The organism is Hymenobacter ruricola (assembly GCF_015694525.1).
In the GTDB taxonomy this organism is placed as follows: domain Bacteria; phylum Bacteroidota; class Bacteroidia; order Cytophagales; family Hymenobacteraceae; genus Hymenobacter; species Hymenobacter ruricola.
On sequence record NZ_JADQDM010000001.1, the window covers coordinates 728,677 to 744,916 of the forward strand.

At 61.8% G+C, this 16,240-nt stretch carries 17 protein-coding genes; 8 read left to right on the forward strand and 9 right to left on the reverse strand.

The features are described 5' to 3' along the window. The first annotated feature begins 1 nt into the window (after position 1). From I2H31_RS03230 to I2H31_RS03250, 5 genes are all read left to right on the forward strand, one after another. Positions 2-1,048, forward strand: a complete 1,047-nt coding sequence (locus I2H31_RS03230; protein WP_196291549.1) for a hypothetical protein — start codon at positions 2-4, stop codon at positions 1,046-1,048. 303 nt (positions 1,049-1,351) lie between these two features. After that, positions 1,352-3,988 (forward strand): cyanophycin synthetase, encoded by a 2,637-nt coding sequence (gene cphA / locus I2H31_RS03235; RefSeq protein ID WP_196291550.1) that lies wholly within the window; start codon positions 1,352-1,354, stop codon positions 3,986-3,988. Between the two features lie 93 nt (positions 3,989-4,081). Then, positions 4,082-4,555 carry a hypothetical protein gene (locus tag I2H31_RS03240; RefSeq protein WP_196291551.1) on the forward strand — a complete coding sequence of 158 codons (474 nt, stop codon included), beginning with the start codon at positions 4,082-4,084 and terminating at the stop codon, positions 4,553-4,555. Between the two features lie 17 nt (positions 4,556-4,572). Continuing rightward, entirely contained in the window at positions 4,573-5,583 is a 1,011-nt protein-coding gene (locus I2H31_RS03245; RefSeq protein ID WP_196291552.1) for a hypothetical protein, read from the forward strand. Positions 5,584-5,604: 21 nt separating this feature from the next. After that, positions 5,605-5,832: a T9SS type A sorting domain-containing protein gene (locus I2H31_RS03250; RefSeq protein WP_262895756.1), complete on the forward strand. Its 228-nt coding sequence runs from the start codon at positions 5,605-5,607 to the stop codon at positions 5,830-5,832. 480 nt (positions 5,833-6,312) lie between these two features. Here the strand turns inward: I2H31_RS03250 and I2H31_RS03255 are convergent, their stop codons facing one another. After that, positions 6,313-7,263: a hypothetical protein gene (locus I2H31_RS03255; RefSeq protein ID WP_196291553.1), complete on the reverse strand. Its 951-nt coding sequence runs from the start codon at positions 7,261-7,263 to the stop codon at positions 6,313-6,315. A gap of 132 nt (positions 7,264-7,395) precedes the next feature. Between I2H31_RS03255 and I2H31_RS03260 the strand changes: the two genes are divergently transcribed. Together I2H31_RS03260 and kdsA are read left to right on the forward strand one after the other, a co-directional pair. Then, positions 7,396-8,004, forward strand: a complete 609-nt coding sequence (locus I2H31_RS03260; protein WP_196291554.1) for a methyltransferase domain-containing protein — start codon at positions 7,396-7,398, stop codon at positions 8,002-8,004. Between the two features lie 335 nt (positions 8,005-8,339). After that, complete coding sequence (kdsA, locus tag I2H31_RS03265; protein ID WP_196291555.1) at positions 8,340-9,197, forward strand: 3-deoxy-8-phosphooctulonate synthase; 858 nt, start codon at positions 8,340-8,342, stop codon at positions 9,195-9,197. 121 nt (positions 9,198-9,318) lie between these two features. Here kdsA and I2H31_RS03270 read toward each other — a convergent pair whose 3' ends face one another. Both I2H31_RS03270 and apaG read right to left on the reverse strand, forming a co-directional pair. Next, positions 9,319-10,098 carry an O-methyltransferase gene (locus tag I2H31_RS03270; RefSeq protein ID WP_196291556.1) on the reverse strand — a complete coding sequence of 260 codons (780 nt, stop codon included), beginning with the start codon at positions 10,096-10,098 and terminating at the stop codon, positions 9,319-9,321. Between the two features lie 103 nt (positions 10,099-10,201). Continuing rightward, complete coding sequence (gene apaG, locus I2H31_RS03275) at positions 10,202-10,588, reverse strand: Co2+/Mg2+ efflux protein ApaG (protein ID WP_196291557.1); 387 nt, start codon at positions 10,586-10,588, stop codon at positions 10,202-10,204. A 112-nt stretch (positions 10,589-10,700) separates the two neighbouring features. On the opposite strand from apaG, the gene I2H31_RS03280 reads away from it, so the two are divergent. Then, positions 10,701-11,363 (forward strand): uracil-DNA glycosylase, encoded by a 663-nt coding sequence (locus I2H31_RS03280; RefSeq protein WP_196291558.1) that lies wholly within the window; start codon positions 10,701-10,703, stop codon positions 11,361-11,363. 172 nt (positions 11,364-11,535) lie between these two features. Here the strand turns inward: I2H31_RS03280 and lepB are convergent, their stop codons facing one another. From lepB to I2H31_RS03310, 6 genes are all read right to left on the reverse strand, one after another. Then, positions 11,536-12,699 carry a signal peptidase I gene (gene lepB, locus I2H31_RS03285; protein ID WP_196291559.1) on the reverse strand — a complete coding sequence of 388 codons (1,164 nt, stop codon included), beginning with the start codon at positions 12,697-12,699 and terminating at the stop codon, positions 11,536-11,538. Positions 12,700-12,887: 188 nt separating this feature from the next. After that, a complete protein-coding gene (gene dapB, locus I2H31_RS03290) occupies positions 12,888-13,607 on the reverse strand; it encodes a 4-hydroxy-tetrahydrodipicolinate reductase (RefSeq protein WP_196291560.1) in 720 nt (239 codons plus the stop codon). Between the two features lie 147 nt (positions 13,608-13,754). Next, positions 13,755-14,495 carry a DUF5683 domain-containing protein gene (locus tag I2H31_RS03295; protein ID WP_196291561.1) on the reverse strand — a complete coding sequence of 247 codons (741 nt, stop codon included), beginning with the start codon at positions 14,493-14,495 and terminating at the stop codon, positions 13,755-13,757. Between the two features lie 91 nt (positions 14,496-14,586). Beyond that, a complete protein-coding gene (locus I2H31_RS03300; RefSeq protein ID WP_196291562.1) occupies positions 14,587-15,567 on the reverse strand; it encodes a ParB/RepB/Spo0J family partition protein in 981 nt (326 codons plus the stop codon). Positions 15,568-15,666: 99 nt separating this feature from the next. After that, positions 15,667-16,002 (reverse strand): DUF5615 family PIN-like protein, encoded by a 336-nt coding sequence (locus I2H31_RS03305; protein ID WP_196291563.1) that lies wholly within the window; start codon positions 16,000-16,002, stop codon positions 15,667-15,669. Next, complete coding sequence (locus I2H31_RS03310; RefSeq protein ID WP_196291564.1) at positions 15,999-16,232, reverse strand: DUF433 domain-containing protein; 234 nt, start codon at positions 16,230-16,232, stop codon at positions 15,999-16,001. The genes I2H31_RS03305 and I2H31_RS03310 overlap by 4 nt, the downstream gene beginning before the upstream one ends. Positions 16,233-16,240: the final 8 nt, after the last annotated feature.

Sequence of the window (16,240 nt, forward strand, 5' to 3'; positions counted from 1 at the left end):
CGTGGCCGATACTTCTCGTTCTTCCGCTCGTGGCAGTGGCCGGCTGCTGCGCAAAGTGCTGCTGCTCAGCCTGCCGCTGGTGGCCATTCTGGTCAGCTATCTGGTGCTGGACCCGTTTCGGGTGCTACGCCGGTATGCCACCTTCGACCAGCGCCTGGTGGCCGTGCCGAACCGCGACTACACCAGCACGCAGATGTACCTGAACACCTACGAGCGGCGGCCCCACCACTCTTTCATTCTGGGCGATTCGCGCACCATGGCCTTTCTGGTGCGCGATTGGGAGCCGTACATTCACGACACCGCGGCGTTTCACTACGATGCTTCGAGCGAGTCCCTATACGGGGTCTGGAAAAAGCTGCAGTTTCTGGAGCAGCACGGGGCCAGGCTGAAAAACGTGCTCATCGTTGGCGATGCCGACCTGCTGGAGCAGACGCACGACACGGCGGCCCACCTGCTGCGCAAAGACCCGCGCACCACGGGCAGCTCCCGGCTGCGCTTTCAGGGAGCTTTTGTGAAGGCCTATTTATCCAACTTGTTCTTCTATCAGTTCATCCGGCTGCGGCTGACGGGAAAATTCCGGCCCGGCATGAGGGGCCTGCTCGAAAGCCGCCGCATCTACTACGACCCGGTGACCAATGACTTGGTGCTGCCGGAACTGAACGAGGAAATCAGGCGGGATTCGCTGGACTTTTATGCTCGTAATGAACGGCTCAAAGCGGCTCGCCGGCCCGGGGTTTCAGCGGCGGTTATCGGCCCGGCTCAGTTGCGGCAACTGGTAGCCATTCGCGCCATTTTCGCCCGTCACCAAACCCGTTACCACTTCGTTATTAGTCCGCTGTTTAATCAAAAACAGCTTAATCCTGCCGATTTGGCGGTTTTAAAGCGGGTTTTTGGGGCCTCCGCCATTCACGATTTTAGCGGCGCTAATGCCTTCACCGCGCAGGCCGGCAATTATTACGAAGACGCGCACTACCGCCCGCTGGTGGGGCGCGCCATCTTACAGCAGATTTATTCGGGCAGTTTCAAACCGCAGGAGGATAAGCGGTAGCGTATCGGTTGCTCCGCGGGCACAGCAACCGTCGCCCGGCGCCGGCCCGGCATGAGCTCAGTCCGCCAAAAGAAGCTGAGGAAATCGCCGTTACGAAATATAGGCTTCAGCCTGTTGATAAAACTGGCTCGTTGACTTGCCAAATTGCCTGGAAAACCGCGCTTGCTGCGGGTAGGGGAGGCGCTTTCGCCCGCAAAAACTTTGTTTCTGAGTTTTAGGCCGCATTATCCCTACCTTTCGTAGGCAAGCGAGCCGAGGGTCCGTACTTTCGGCTGAAACCTACCCTCACCACCCCGACCCCTTATGAAGATTATTGACATTCGGACCATGCGCGGGCCCAGCTACTGGTCCGTGAAGCACACCAAGCTCATCGTGACAAAGGTGGACCTGGAAGAGTTTGCCGGCTCGTGGTCGAACGCCATTCCGGAACTGCCGGCCAAGTTCATGGAGTTGTTTCCCAAGATTGGGCAGCCGCAGCCGGGCGGCATCAGCGGCCGGCAGTCGCCGAAGCACCCGCCCCTGAACGAGGACCAGCTCAACGACGGCGAGCCGCTGGGCCACGTCATTCAGCACGTGGCGCTGGAGCTGCAGCGCATGGCCGGCATGCCCGTGTACTGGGGCAAAAGCTACCCGGCCCGCGAAGACGGCGTGGAGTACGTGGTGTTTGCCTACCAGGAAGAGCGGGCCGGCCGCCGCGCCGCCCAGGCCGCCGTGGAGATTGTAGAAGCCCTGTGCAAGCAGGAAGACGTGAACCTCAAGCCCATTATCGACGAGCTGCACGAAATCCGGGAGGACGAGTTCATCGGGCCCAGTACCTACAGCATTGTGGCCGAGGCCGCTTCGCGCAACATTCCATACATCGCGCTTAAGAATAGCAACATCATCCAGCTGGGCTACGGCGTGAACCAGAAGCGCATCTGGGCCACCACCACCAGCTACACCTCGCACGCGGGCGTGGAAGTGGCCGGCAATAAGAACCGCACCAAGGCCATGCTCAACGACGCGGGCGTGCCCGTGCCGCGCGGCACCACCGTGTACTCGGAAGACGGGCTGCGCGACGCCATTGACGAACTGGGCTTCCCCATCGTGACCAAGCCGCTCGACGGCAACCACGGCAAGGGCGCCACCATCCGCATCATGAACTGGGAGGGGGCCGCCGCCGGCCTCAAAGCCGCGCAGGAATATTCGCGCGCCGTGATTGTGGAGCAATTCATCGAGGGCTTCGATTTCCGCCTGCTGGTGGTGAACGGCAAGCTGATTGCGGCCGCTAAGCGCACGCCGGCCGCCGTGACCGGCGACGGCCGCAGCACCATTCAGCAGCTCATCGACGAGGTGAACAAAGACCCGCGGCGGGGCATCGGCCACGAAAAGGTGCTCACCAGCATCAAGGCCGACAAGCACACCATGGACATCCTCGAAGCCCGCGACTTGACGCTGGAATCGGTGCTGCCAGCCGGCGAAACGCTGTATTTGAAAAGCACGGCCAACATCAGCACCGGCGGCACGGCCTCCGACGTGACCGACCAGATGCACCCCTACAACGTGCTGCTGGCCGAGCGGGTGGCCGGCATCGTGGGCCTGGATATTTGCGGCATCGACCTGATGGCTACCGACATTGCCGTGCCGCTCAACGAAAGCCGCGGCGCCGTGATTGAGGTGAACGCCGCGCCGGGCTTCCGCATGCACATCTCGCCGGCCGAGGGCCTGCCGCGCAACGTGGCCGCGCCGGTGGTCGACATGCTGTTTCCGCCCGGCTCGTCGGGCCGCATTCCCATCATTGCCATCACGGGCACCAACGGCAAAACCACCACCACGCGCCTGATTGCGCACATGGTGGCCAGCAAGGGCTACAAAGTGGGCTTCACCACCACCGACGGCATCTACATTCAGGGCGTGCAGCTGCAGAAAGGCGACTGCACCGGCGGCCAAAGCGCCGAGTTCGTGCTGAAGGACCCCACCGTGAACTACGCCGTGCTGGAAACCGCCCGCGGCGGCATGTTGCGCTCGGGCCTGGGCTTTCACACCTGCGACATTGCGGTGGTGACCAACGTAGCCGCCGACCACCTGGGCCTGCGCGACATCTACACCGTGGAGGAGATGGCGGCCGTAAAGGGTGTGTTGCCCCGCACGGTGCGCAAAAACGGCTGGGCCGTGCTCAACGCCGACGACGACTTGGTGTACGCCATGGCCCGCACCGTGGACTGCCGCGTGGCCTTGTTCAGCATGCGCGACGACAACCCCCGCATCCAGGAGCACGTGGAGGCCGGCGGGGTGGCCGCGGTGTACGAGGAAGGCTACGTCACCATCTACCGCAACAGCTACAAGCTGCGCATTGACCGGGCCGCCGAGTTTCCGGTGACCCTGGGCGGGCGCGCGGGCTTCAACATCGAGAATAGCCTGGCCGCCGCCCTGGCCGGCTACCTGGCTGGATTCGACAAGGACGACATCAAGACGGCCCTGCGCACCTTCATCCCGTCGGCCACCAAAACGCCGGGCCGGATGAACAGCTACAATTTCCCGGACTTTGAAGTCATCGTGGACTACGCCCACAACACGGCCGGCATCACCAAATTTGCCGAGTTCATGGCCGCCACGCCGGCCACCCGCAAAATCGGCATCGTGTCGGGCCTGGGCGACCGGCGCGATGAGGACACGCTGGGCTTCGCCCGCATCGCCGGCCGCATCTTCGACGAGGTGATTCTGCGCCAAGACCGCGACCTGCGCGGCAAGTCGGCCGAGTTCCTGCGCGACATCATGGAGCGCGGCCTGCGCCTCGACAAGCCGGAGTTGAAAATCACCTACATCGAACACGAGCCCGACGCCATCGACCACCTGCTGCAGCACACGCCGCAGGGCGGCGTTGGCGTCATCTTCACCGAGAACATCAGCGCCACGCTGGCCAAGCTGGACGAGTTTGAGAAGACGAGTGCGGCGGGCTAAACGTCGCTGTTAATCAAAGCGAAAGAGGGAGCGGGATTCGTCCGGCTCCCTCTTTTATATTGCGTCCTGTCTGAACTTTCATTTCCTTTTTCTATGGTCAACTTTTCCACTCTACCTCCCGCCGCGCTGCTTCGCACCCTGGTGGCTTTGTTTCTTTTGGCTCTAAGCCTTCCGGCCGCCGCCCAGGCCCCCCCGGCCTGGCAGTCGGCGCGGGCGGTGGCCACGGCTACGGCGGCAGCGGCGAACAATTACTCGGTTGTGACGGCCACGGCCGTCGATGCGGCGGGCAACGTGTATTTGGCCGGAAAATTCAGGAATACGGTGGTGCTGGGCAGTACCATGCTCACAAGCCTGGGAGATAATGATGTGTTCGTAGCCAAATTCAGCCCTGTCAGCAACCAGTTCGTGTGGGCGCAGCAGGCCGGCGGCACGGGCTACGATGCCGCTACCGCGCTGGCTGTAAACAAAACCAGCGTGTACGTGACCGGAAGCTTCTCCGGCTCCACCGCTAGCTTCGGCACCCTACCGGAAGCTTCTCCGGCTCCACCGCTAGCTTCGGCACCCTAGCCCTGACCAATGCGGAAATGGGCAACTTATTCGTGGCCAAGCTGGCAGATGCGGGCAGTAAAGGCCACTTTGTGTGGGTGCAACAGGCCGGTAGTACGTCTGCTGCCGATGTCAGCGCGCTGGCCGTGAACGGCAGCAGTGTATACGTAGCGGGGTATTTCCACGGCCGTACCGCCGGCTTTGGTCCGGCTACCCTGACCAATGCAGGCTTTATCAACATTTTCGTGGCCAAGCTCACGGATGCGGGTAGCACAGGTCGCTTCGTGTGGGCGCAGCAGGCCGGCGGCACAAGCGTTGACCAAGCTACCGCCCTGGCCGTAAGCGGAACCAGTGTGTATGTGGCAGGCTATTTCAGTAGCCCCACGGCAGCCTTCGGTTCAGCCACCTTGACTACTGCGGGTGGCAATGACGTATTTGTGGCCCGGCTTACCGATGCGGGCAATACGGGCCGCTTCGTATGGGCGCAACGGACCGGAGGACCAAATAAGGAGCAAGCCACTGCCCTGGCCGTGAGTGGGTCCAGTGTGTACGTAACCGGGTATTTTGGCAGCTCTACCGTGGCCTTCGGTCCGGCTGTTCTTACCAGTGCAGGGACTACCGACCTATTTGTGGCCAAACTCACCGACGCCGGTCGCTTCGTGTGGGCACAAAGGGCCGGCGGCGTAGGCGTCGACATTGCCCGCACGATGGCTGTGAGCGGCACCAGCGTGTATGTGGCGGGTGATTTTCGCAGTCCCACAGCGGATTTTGGCCTCGCCACCCTAACCAATGCGCTCAACACCGACTATTCTCCTGATGTGTTTGTGGCCAAACTTGCCGACGATGGTAGCACGGGCCGCTTCGTGTGGGCACAAAGAGCGGGCGGCATAGGCGTTGAGCAAGCAACCTCCTTAGCAGTGAGTGGAACTCGTATGTACGTGGCGGGCCATTTCTTTTCTAGCCCTACGACCATCTTTGGTGCTACTACCCTCGCCAACCCGAGCCCCAGTCCCTATCTCGGTTTCCTAGCCTCCCTCATTATCCCCTAACAGCCGATTCCACATCGCTTCCTGAACCCGCGCAACCTCTTTCCCAACCCGGCCCACCACGCGGCCACCCTGCGCCTGCCCGCCGGCACTGCCCCCGCGCCCCTCACTCTCACTGATGCCTTGGGCCGGGCCGTGCGCCGCTACCCCGTCCCAGTCGGCCCCGAAACCGCGCTCGACCTGCGCGGCCTGCCCGCGGGCCTCTACCTGCTGCGCGGCGCCGGCCCGGCCCGGCGCCTGGCGGTGGAGTAGCGTGCTGCTTCCGCAACGGCAAAGCCCGCCTCCCGCCTAGGCCGGCGGGCTTTTTTCAGCGCAGCACAGCAGGGCAGCACCCTCGCCCGGGCATCTTTCCACTCACCAAAAGCGCCGCGGCGGTGATAAATAGGATTGCGTCGTGGGCAACTTGCATTGCGGCGGCATCGCGTTGCATCGCGGCGGGAAGAAGTAGGATTGCGGCGGGAGCACGACTCGTTGCGGCGTAAGTAAATAGGATTGCGGCAGCAAACAGTAGGATTGCGGCCAGGGCACGACCCATTGCGGTGGTAGTTGGGTCGGCTGCCTTGCCCGGCTCCGTGCTTCTACCAGCCCGCGCACCCCCGGCGCCTGTTGCCAAAAAAGCCGCTTCAGTTACTGAAGCGGCTTTTTTTGTTAAAACTGCCAGAAGAATTCGGGCGCTAAGCGCCGGTTGAATCCGTTCTTATCCGTTAAATCTGCGACAATCTGCGGTTCAGATTACTTCAGCGTGAACGTGGTTTTGCCCATCAACTGGCCGCTTTCGTAGAGCTCTACGGTGTGCTGGCCTTTCTTGTAGTCGGCGCCTTTGGCGTACACGAATTCCAGCTTCTGCTTGCTGTTGTCGTACACCACGTCCTGCTTTTGGGTGTAGAAGGCCTCCTGGCCGTCCACGGTGAAGGTGCCGCCGCCCGTGCTCAGGTTGTAGAGGGCGGCGCCGTCGGGCTCCAGAATGCGCATGTAGATGGCTTTGGTTTCCTTCGGCGACACGTCGTTGCGGGCCAGGTTAAAGGTCACTTTTACCTTCTCCACCTTCTTGGCCTTGAACTCCTCTTTGTCGTCTTCTTTCTCCTTGTTTTTGGAGGTGATGATAGCCACTTTGATGTTTTCGGACTGCAGGCGCGAGGCCACGCCGACTTTTTCGCTCAGCTCGCGGTTGCTGCGCACCACCGTGCTGATGGTGTCGGTCAGCCGGTTCTGCTTTTCCTTGAGAGTGGTAGTTTCAGTGTAGAGGGCCTCGTTGTCCTTTTTCAGCTGGGCAATGTCGCTGTCCTTTTTGCGGAGCTGGCCTTCCAGGTTCTGGGCACGCTGCTTGAACAGGTTTTGCTGAGCAATGGAAAAGCTGCCGGCCCGGAACGAGCGCAGCTTTAGCAGGTCGGCGTTCACGCTGGCAATCTTGGCCACCAGCGAGTCGTTGCTCAGGCCCAGGGCTTGTAGCTCCTGGCTTTGGCGCTCAAAATCGGATTTCAGGGCCTCGTATTGCTTGATTTGCTCCTGCAGCTTGCTGTCTTTGGCCTGGACTTCGGTGGTCAGTTCCTCGTTTTTCTGGCCTTTTTGCTGGTTGAGGTAGAACAGAACGCCGTTGATGCCCAGGAGCACGAGCACGAGGGCTGCCCAAAGCAGGACGCGGCTGTTGTTGGAACGGGGTTCGGGAGTTTCGTTCGGGTCCATGCGGGAGGTATTAAGCGAAAAAGCAACAGGGAAAGCAACGCGCCCGCCGCAGTGCGGCACGTACCTTTGGGCGTTGGGCGTAAAAATAGGGGACTTCCGTGCCCTGGCAAGTTACAAGTATACTTCAACGGTATGGAAACGGTTTTTCCCGCCTTCGATGCGGCCTACTGGCAAGGCCGTTACGATTCGGGCCGCGACGGCTGGGACGCCCACGGCGTCACGCCGCCGCTGCGCACCTATTTCGACCAGCTCGACGTGGCCCGGCAGCCGCGCATCCTCATCCCCGGCGCCGGCCGCGCCTACGAGGCCGAGTACCTGCACCGGCGCGGTTTCCAGCACGTGTTCGTGGCCGACATTGCCCCCGAAGCCCTGCGCGCCCTGGCCGCCCGCGTGCCCGACTTCCCCGCCGGGCAGCTGCTGCTGGCCGATTTCTTCGCGCTGCCCAACGACCCGTCTTACGACTTGATTGTGGAGCAAACCTTCTTCTGCGCCCTCCACCCGAGCCTGCGCCCGGCCTACGCCCGGCAAGTGGCCCACCTGCTGCGGCCCGGCGGCACGCTCATGGGCCTGCTGTTCGACACCGATTTCGGCCCGGTGCAGGAGCCGCCCTTTGGCGGCAGCAAGGAAGAGTACCGCGCCTACTTTGCGCCGTATTTCGATTTTCGGCACTTCGAAACCGCCACCCATTCGCTCAAGCCCCGGCAGGGACGCGAGCTGTTTATTTGTTTGAAGAAACAATAACTGCCCCTTTGCTATGCATAGCATACTCGCACTCTTCAAACTCGCGCTGGGATTTGCGTGGGCAGTAATAGCATGGCTATTGGTAGTATTAGGTCACCACATCTACCAATCGATAGAACGAGTTCGGATTGAATCTGAAAAGTATGAGTCGGCTAGTTACGACGATGCCTTTGAGGATGGCATCATGTTCTTTTTCTTTCTTCTGCTTTTCGTAGGCATAACCATTTGGTTTCGCAATATTAGGTGGCCCTGGCCGAACGAAAGTCGGAGCTAACATGAAACCAATCATCTGTAAGTCACTAAGATTTCATAGGCTGCTAATTACTTAAGACCCCATGCTCCAGGCCCTCGCCAACACGCTCCCGCACTTCCGCCACACCAATTCCGGCCAGTTTTTCCTCATGGCCGGGCCCTGCGTCATCGAAGGCGAGGACATGGCCCTGCGCATTGCCGAGCGCATCAAGCACATCACCGACAAGCTGCAGATTCCCTACATCTTCAAGGGTTCCTACCGCAAGGCCAACCGCTCGCGCTTGGATTCCTTCACCGGAATCGGCGACGAAACGGCCTTGCGCATCCTGCAAAAAGTAGGGCGCGAAATTGGCGTGCCCACGGTGACGGACATTCACGAATCGAGCGAAGCGGCCCTGGCGGCCGAGTACGTCGACGTGCTGCAAATCCCGGCCTTTCTGTGCCGGCAGACCGATTTGCTCATTGCCGCCGCCCAAACCGGCAAGGTGGTGAACGTGAAAAAAGGCCAGTTCCTGAGCGGTGAGGCCATGAAATGGGCCGTGGACAAAATCCGGCAGTCCGGCAACCCGCACGTCATCCTCACCGAGCGCGGCAACTCCTTCGGCTACTCCGATTTGGTGGTGGACTTTCGCAACCTGCCCGCCATGCGCGAGTTCGAGGTGCCCGTGGTGATGGACGTGACGCACTCGCTGCAGCGCCCCAACCAAAGCAGCGGCGTGACCGGCGGCCAGCCCGCCCTCATCGAAACCATTGCCAAAGCGGCCATTGCCGTGGGCGCCGACGGCCTGTTCATCGAAACCCACCCCACGCCCGCTACCGCCCTCTCCGACGGCGCCAACATGCTGCCGCTCGACCAGCTCGAAGCCCTCCTGGTGAAGCTCACGCGGGTACGGCAGGCCATTCAGGACCGCGGCGAAGTCGAACTGAACCAGTTGCCATAGCTTTCTGAGAGGCGTCCGTTTTTGTCGTCTGTCATCCTGAGCGCAGCGAAGGACCTTCTCACCACTGCACGTTCTTCGGTGAAAAGGTCCTTCGCTGCGCTCAGGATGACAGACGGATATTTCACGTGCGCAGCCAGAAGTGCTGCTTGGGCTGGTTCCTGCGGAAGAAGACGAGGCCGATGTAAAACAAGTCCACCGTCAGCATCACCTCGGGGTGGGCTTTGATAGTCTCCCAGGCACGCTCCATGTCTTCGGACCAGTGAATGTCGTCGAAGACAAAAACCGAGTTTTCGGTGCGGTGGGCCAGGCAGAGCTCGAAGTAGCGCAGGGTGGGCTCGTAGCGGTGGTTGCCATCGAAAAAGGCAAAGTCGATGGGGGCTTGGAGCGCCGCGAGGGCGGGGGCCAGGGTGTGGTCGATGTTGCCCCCGATGAGGGCGATGTTGCGCAGCTGCAGCGCGGCGAAGGTGTCGCGGGCCACGGCGGCCACGTTGGGGCAGCCCTCGAAGGTGACAACGCGGCTGCGCGAGTCGGCCGAGGCCAGGTAGGCGGTGGTGAGGCCCAGGGAGGTGCCCAGCTCCAGGATGGTGGCGGGGCGGAAGTAATTGACCAGCCGGAACAGGAGTTGCGCGAGGTGCCGGGGCTTGGCGGCGGTGCGGGCGATGTCGGCCACGCGGCGCTGCCGGCCGGCGCCGGTGTGCGAGCCCGCTCCAAAATCGGTGACGCTGATGCGGGCGGCGCTATTTAATAGCTGCTGGCGCCGCACTTCCACGGCGGCGTAGGTCCTATAAATGCCCGTGTGGCGCACCACGGAGGTGTAGAGGCCGAACACGAAGGGCGAATGCAGCCCGTGGGCATTGCCCGAACGCAGCCAGAAGCGGAGGTAAGCGAGAAGTTGAAACAAGAAGTAGCGCGAACGTTATGATTCGCGTCCCGGAACGACGCCACACGGCGCGGGGACGCGAACTACAAAGTTCGCGCTACAATGCGCTTGGCGCGCTATAGTATTAATTAAGCCGGTAGGGCACCATGAGCGTGAACTCCGGAATTTCCACCGTGAATTCCTGGCCGTTGGCGAGGCGCTCCATGAGGTAGGTGCCGCGCATCTTGCCCACGCCCGATTTCAGGTTGCAGCCGCTCACGTACTGGTGGGCTTCGCCGGGCTCGAGCACGGGCTGGCGGCCCACCACGCCTTCGCCTTCCACCTCGCGCACCACGCCGTTGGCGTCGTGGATGTGCCAGTGGCGGCGCAACAGTTTCACAGTAAACTCGCTGTTGTTGCGGATTTCAATCTTGTAGGCGAACACGAAGTGCTCCTGGCCGGGGCTGGAATAGTCGGGCAAGTAGTTGGTCGTAACCGAAACGGTGACGCCTTGCGTAGTGGTGGTGGGCATAGGTGTCGGGCTAATAGGTAGCACGGGCGTAACAGCGGCCCGCGGAAATTGGTTTTACGCAACCGCGGCCTTCCAACGCCGCGAACACCCGTTTATTTTCAGAAAACTTTCCATGGTAAAGATAGCCGAAAGCTGGCGGCCGGTGCTGGCCGATGAGTTTGAAAAGCCCTATTTCCAGCGCTTAATCGCCTTTGTGAAAGGTGAGTACGCCACGGCTACCGTGTTCCCGGCCGGCCCCCAGATATTTCACGCCTTCGACGCCACGCCGTTTGAGCAAGTGAAGGTGGTGATACTGGGCCAGGACCCCTACCACGGCCGCAACCAGGCGCATGGCCTCTCGTTTTCGGTGCAGGAAGGGCAGCGCACGCCGCCTTCGCTCCAGAACATTTTCAAGGAGCTGCAGGACGACATTCCCGGCACGCCGCCCGCTCCCAACGGCAACCTCGACCGCTGGGCCCAGCAGGGCGTGCTGCTGCTCAACGCCACGCTCACGGTGCGGGCCAGCGAGCCGGCCTCGCACCAGAAAAAGGGCTGGGAAGAATTCACCGATGCAGTTATTCGCAAGGTTTCCGAGGGGAAGGAGCACGTGGTGTTCATTCTCTGGGGCGCCTACGCGGGCAAGAAGTCCGAGCTGATTGACGAGAAAAAGCATCTGGTGCTGAAGTCGGTGCACCCGTCGCCGTTTGCGGCGGACAAGGGCTTCTTCGGAAGCAAGCCGTTTAGCAAGACCAACGCGTGGCTGCAGCGCATGGGCCTGGAGCCGATAGTGTGGTAAACCGGGTTTGTCATGGCGAGCGCAGCGAAGCAATCCGTCCCATCCAAACCAGACGCGCGAATGAAGCGAAAAGCCCCGGCACTGCACAGTGCCGGGGCTTTCCATAATACCAGGCTAATCGCTGAGAGCAGGACGGATTGCTTCGCTGCGCTCGCCATGACAAACCAGTGGGCTAGTGAATGATGTTGAACAGGCGGCTCCAGCGGATTTTGTGCCAGAAGTCGGCGTTGGGGTCCACGGAAAGCCAGATGAGCACGGCTTTGCCCACCACGTGGTCTTCGGGCACGAAGCCCCAGAAGCGGGAGTCTTCGGAGTTGTGGCGATTGTCGCCCATCATCATGTAGTAGTTCTGCTTGATGGTGTAGCTGGTGAGCGGCTTGCCGTTCTGGTACATCATGCCTTCGGCGTTGTTCCAGGTCACGCCCTGGTTGTGCTCGTAGCGGGCCACGATTTTGTAGTAAATGGCGGCGTTGCCGGGGCTGAGGGCAATGGTCTGGCCCTTTTTGGGGATGGGCAGGGGGCCGTAGTTGTCCAGGGTCCACTTACGGGGCGTTTTGCTCAGGGCGTCGGAATTGGTGAAGTCGGCGCGGTCGGGGAAGAGGCTGCCCGCCAGCCCGGGCTCGTACACGTCGAGGCGCTTCACGTAGGGCTGCTTGCGGAAGAAGTCGGCGGTGGCGGCGTTGCAGCTGATTTTGTAGACGAAGGTGCCGGGCACTTCGCCGGCCATGGCCTGGGGCATGCCGCCGGGCTGCTGGTAGTCCACCACGCCGTGCGCGCGCAGGGCGGCCAGCACCTCGTCGTTGGGGTTGTCGACCTGCATTTCGTAGTCGGTTTGCAGGCCGGGCACGGCGCCCTCGGGCTGGCCGTTGAGGTACGCCTGGCCGTTTTTGATTTCGAGGGTGTCGCCGGCCACGGCCACGCAGCGCTTGATGTAGTTGGTGCGCAGGTCGGCGGGGAACTGGGTTTCGTGGGGCACGTGAAACACCACCACGTCGTTGCGCTTAATCTCGGAGAAGCCCGGCAGCCGGTAAGTAGGCAGCTGAATGAGCTCGGAATAGCTTTGCAGGCCCGTGCCCCAGATGGTTTGGTGGGTGAGGGGCACCTGCAGCGGCGTCTGGGGCGTGATGGGGCCGTAGTGCAGCTTGCTCACAAACAAATAGTCGCCCACGAGCAGGGAGTTTTCCATGCTGGGCGAGGGAATGGTGTAGGCCTCAAACGTGGCCCAGCGGATGAGCGTGGCCGCCACAATGGCAAAAATCAGCGAATCGGCCCATTCGCGGGTTTTCGTTTTGGGCGGCTTCGGGGGAGCGGTGGGGTCGGTTTTGAGCAAAGACATGGGAAGCAAGCTTGGGCTTGGCAGTGAAAATCAGGCAAAGAAACGCAGCAGCGGGGGAGTTACTGGCTGAGAGGCCGTTTAAAAAATATACAGAACGTCAGGCCGAGCGCAGCGAAGCATCTTTACCGCAATGGTAACTAATTACGTTGCGCGGTAAAGATGCTGCGCTGCGCTCGGCCTGACGTTGTTTACAAATCCAGCAGCTCTTTCATTCCAAATACGCCCCGGCGGCCGGGCAGCCACTCGGCGGCCAGCAGCGCGCCCAGCGCAAAGCCTTCGCGGCTGTGGGCCTCGTGTTTGAGCTCCAGGGTGTCGACGTCGGAGGTGTACGTGACGATGTGCGTGCCCACCACCTCGCCGGTACGCTCGCTGAGGATGGCCAGCTCGGCGGGGCTTTCGGCGGGGGCGTTGCGCCAGGTGGTTTTGGCGGGGAAGTGGCGCAGGATGCCTTCGGCCGTGGTGAGGGCTGTGCCGCTGGGCTGGTCGATTTTCTGGGTGTGGTGGATTTCGCGCACCGCCACGTCGTAGCCGCCAAACTGGCTCATTTTAGCCGCGAGGTACTCGTTGAAGTGGAAAAACAGGTTCACGCCCACGCTGTAGTTGGAAGCGTAGAACAGGCTGCCGTTTACTTCAGCGGTCAGGGCTTGGGCTTCCTCAAAATGGTGCAGCCAGCCCGTGGAGCCGCACACCACCGGCAGGCCCTGGCGCAGGCAGGCCGCCACGTTAGCAAACGCCGAATCGGGATGGGTGAACTCAATGGCCACGTCGGCCGTGGCGGGCGTGAAGTCGGCAATGGTGGCCGGGCCGGCGTGCAGGTCCACAATGCCGGCGATTTCGTGGCCGCGCTGCCGGGCCAGCGCGCCGATGGTCTGGCCCATTTTGCCGTAGCCGATGAGGAGAATTTTCATCTTAGGAGATTTTGGAAGCGTCTGTCATCCTGAGTGCAGCGAAGGACCTTCTCACCGTTGAACGACTTGCAGTGAAGCAAGGGTGAGAAGGTCCTTCGTCTCTGCTTGAGTCGCAGAATGTTCAGGATGACAGGTAGATAAAATATATTATTTCACCCGCAGCGCCACTTGCAGGCCGGGCGTGAAGGGAATAACGGCCGGCTGGCCGGGCACCGGCAGCAGCGTGGGCTGCCAGTGCAGCGCGAGGTCGTCGCTCACGTCGAAGTCTTTGAGGTGGGCGTCCACCAGCGCGTCCACAATTTGCAGGCCGTAGGCCAAGCCGATGTAGAGGTAGTAGATGTCGCGGTTGCCGCGGTAGTACACCAGCGCCGACTTGATGCCCTCGGCGCTGTTGAATAGGCGGGCCTGGGGGCCCAGGCTCGTGGTGCGCAGCAGTTTCGGGTTGGCCGTCACCAGGTCGTAGGCGTCGGAAAACTCCGTGTAGCGCCGCTGCCAGAAAACTTCGAGCCCTACCACCGTGCCCAGGGCGCCGTACACCAGCGGCAGCTTCCAATAGCGGCGGTTGTAAATCTGGCCCGCGCCGGGCAGCACGGTGGCCAGCAGGGCCGCCTTGCCCGGCCGCGTGAGGCGAATGCCCTCGTAGCCGAACGCCCGAAACATGCGCTCGGTGCGCTTGGCTGAGTCGGCGGCGGCTTTGCGGCGCTTGGCTTCGGGCGTCACCACCACTTCGCGGCGCTCGGTGGTGTCGGCCAGAATTTGGGCCGGCGTGCGCGCCGCCGGGTCGTTGGGATTGGCGGGGTTGAATACTTGGGCCCAGCCGCTTGGGCCCGCCAGCAATGAGCAAGCCAGAACCAGCAAGGCCGCGATGTGATGATACAGCTTCTTCATAGCAACTCCGCTAACGGAAAACGCCCGGGATTTAGCATGTTGGCCAGTGCTCTGAATTACGAGAACCGCCTGCCCACCGGGGGCGGCGGCTTTAGGAGGGGTGCAGGATGTGCAGGATGCGCTGCATGTCCTCAATCGAGTCGAAGGCGATTTTGATTTCGCCGTTGCCTTTGGGGCCGGGCCGCACCTGCACGCGCGAGCCAAACCGGTCGGTGAGGTGGCGCTCGGTGCGGCGCAACTCGGCAGCGGGCACGGCCGGTTGGGCGGGGGCGGCGCTGGCGGCACCGTTCTCGCTGGGCTGGGCCGCGGGGCGGCCGTAGCCGCTGCGCACCAGTTCTTCCACGCGGCGCACGGACAGCTCCTCGGCCACGATTTTGCGGTAGAGCTCCACCTGGGCCCTGGGGTCGTCGAGGCCGATGAGGGCGCGGGCGTGGCCCATGCTGATTTCGGCGTCGCGCAGGCCAATCTGCACGTCGGGCGGCAGCTTCAGCAGGCGCAGGTAGTTGGTGACGGTCGAGCGGTTTTTGCCCACCCGGTCGCCCAGCTCTTCCTGGCGCAGGTTGCACTCGCTGAGCAGGCGCTGGTAGCTGAGGGCAATTTCGATGGCATTCAGGTTTTCGCGCTGAATGTTCTCAATCAGGGCCATTTCCAGCATTTGCTGGTCGTCGGCCTTGCGGATGTACGCCGGAATGGTCTCCAAACCCGCCAGCTTGGAGGCCTGCAGGCGGCGCTCGCCCGAGATGAGCTGGTAGGAATTGGTGCCGAGCTGGCGCAGGGTCACCGGCTGGATGATGCCCTGGATTTTGATGCTGTCGGCCAGTTCCTGCAGGGCTTGCTGGTCGAAGTGGGTGCGGGGCTGGTAGGGGTTGGCCTCGATGTGCTCGACCGAGATGAAGCCCACCGAATTGACGGGGTGCGACACCAGCCGGTCGGAGCCGGGCCGGTCGCCTTTCTTGTCGTAGCTGCCCTCAATCAGGGCGTTGAGGCCGCGGCCCAGGCCACCTTTGCGTTTCACGGCCGCGGCGGCAGCCAGGGCAGCTTGCAATTTCTCTTCGTTTCTCTCTTGAGCCATAGTGCGTGGGCCGGGCCCATAAAAGGCAGTCGGCAACCGAACGTCAAATTTACGGAGAGTTCAGCGAAGGGCAAGCCGGAAGTTTGGGGCGGGCGGTGGCTACGTCAGTTCAAGGCAGTTGACTTCGCTCTCCGGCGCCAGCAGCGTATAAATCAGCAGCAATTGGCTTCGCAGCAGCGCCACTACCTCCGCGCTAGGCAGGTTTCCGGTTCTGAGCAAAAGCACTTTGGGCGGCGCGCCTCGTAATGAGCTAAGGTCGAAAAAGTCTTCGTCCTGCGTCAGAATCACAAAATCGTGTTGCCGAGCGTACTCCCAAATGGTGGTGTCGCGGTTGTTGGTTAATCCCAGCCGTCGCACCTGCTCCGTGCCGGGAAACTGCTCCTGCAAGTGCTTCACCAAGCGGTGCGACAGATTCTGGTCAATTAGCAGCTTCACCGGGCTACCAGGCGGGTGTGGCGCTGGCGGTCGGCCGCAAAGCGCAGGCAGGCCCGAATCAACTCCTCCGTGAGTTCGGGAAAGTCTTCGATGATGTCGGCGTTGCTCATGCCATTGCCCAGCCAGCCCAGCACATCATCCACGCTAATGCGGGTGCCAATCAGGCACGCCCGGCCGAACCGGATTTCCGGGTCGATGCCAATTAGGGGGTGAGCAGGGGAGGTGTACATGGAGTGCA

Excerpts from the sequence above, each read along its gene's own strand:
- cphA (WP_196291550.1), top strand. The coding sequence starts at position 1,352 with ATGAAGATTATTGACATTCGGACCATGCGCGGGCCCAGCTACTGGTCC.
- I2H31_RS03240 (WP_196291551.1), top strand. The coding sequence starts at position 4,082 with ATGGTCAACTTTTCCACTCTACCTCCCGCCGCGCTGCTTCGCACCCTG.
- I2H31_RS03245 (WP_196291552.1), top strand. The coding sequence starts at position 4,573 with ATGGGCAACTTATTCGTGGCCAAGCTGGCAGATGCGGGCAGTAAAGGC.
- I2H31_RS03255 (WP_196291553.1), bottom strand. The coding sequence starts at position 7,263 with ATGGACCCGAACGAAACTCCCGAACCCCGTTCCAACAACAGCCGCGTC.
- I2H31_RS03260 (WP_196291554.1), top strand. The coding sequence starts at position 7,396 with ATGGAAACGGTTTTTCCCGCCTTCGATGCGGCCTACTGGCAAGGCCGT.
- kdsA (WP_196291555.1), top strand. The coding sequence starts at position 8,340 with ATGCTCCAGGCCCTCGCCAACACGCTCCCGCACTTCCGCCACACCAAT.
- apaG (WP_196291557.1), bottom strand. The coding sequence starts at position 10,588 with ATGCCCACCACCACTACGCAAGGCGTCACCGTTTCGGTTACGACCAAC.
- I2H31_RS03280 (WP_196291558.1), top strand. The coding sequence starts at position 10,701 with ATGGTAAAGATAGCCGAAAGCTGGCGGCCGGTGCTGGCCGATGAGTTT.
- lepB (WP_196291559.1), bottom strand. The coding sequence starts at position 12,699 with ATGTCTTTGCTCAAAACCGACCCCACCGCTCCCCCGAAGCCGCCCAAA.
- dapB (WP_196291560.1), bottom strand. The coding sequence starts at position 13,607 with ATGAAAATTCTCCTCATCGGCTACGGCAAAATGGGCCAGACCATCGGC.
- I2H31_RS03295 (WP_196291561.1), bottom strand. The coding sequence starts at position 14,495 with ATGAAGAAGCTGTATCATCACATCGCGGCCTTGCTGGTTCTGGCTTGC.
- I2H31_RS03300 (WP_196291562.1), bottom strand. The coding sequence starts at position 15,567 with ATGGCTCAAGAGAGAAACGAAGAGAAATTGCAAGCTGCCCTGGCTGCC.
- I2H31_RS03310 (WP_196291564.1), bottom strand. The coding sequence starts at position 16,232 with ATGTACACCTCCCCTGCTCACCCCCTAATTGGCATCGACCCGGAAATC.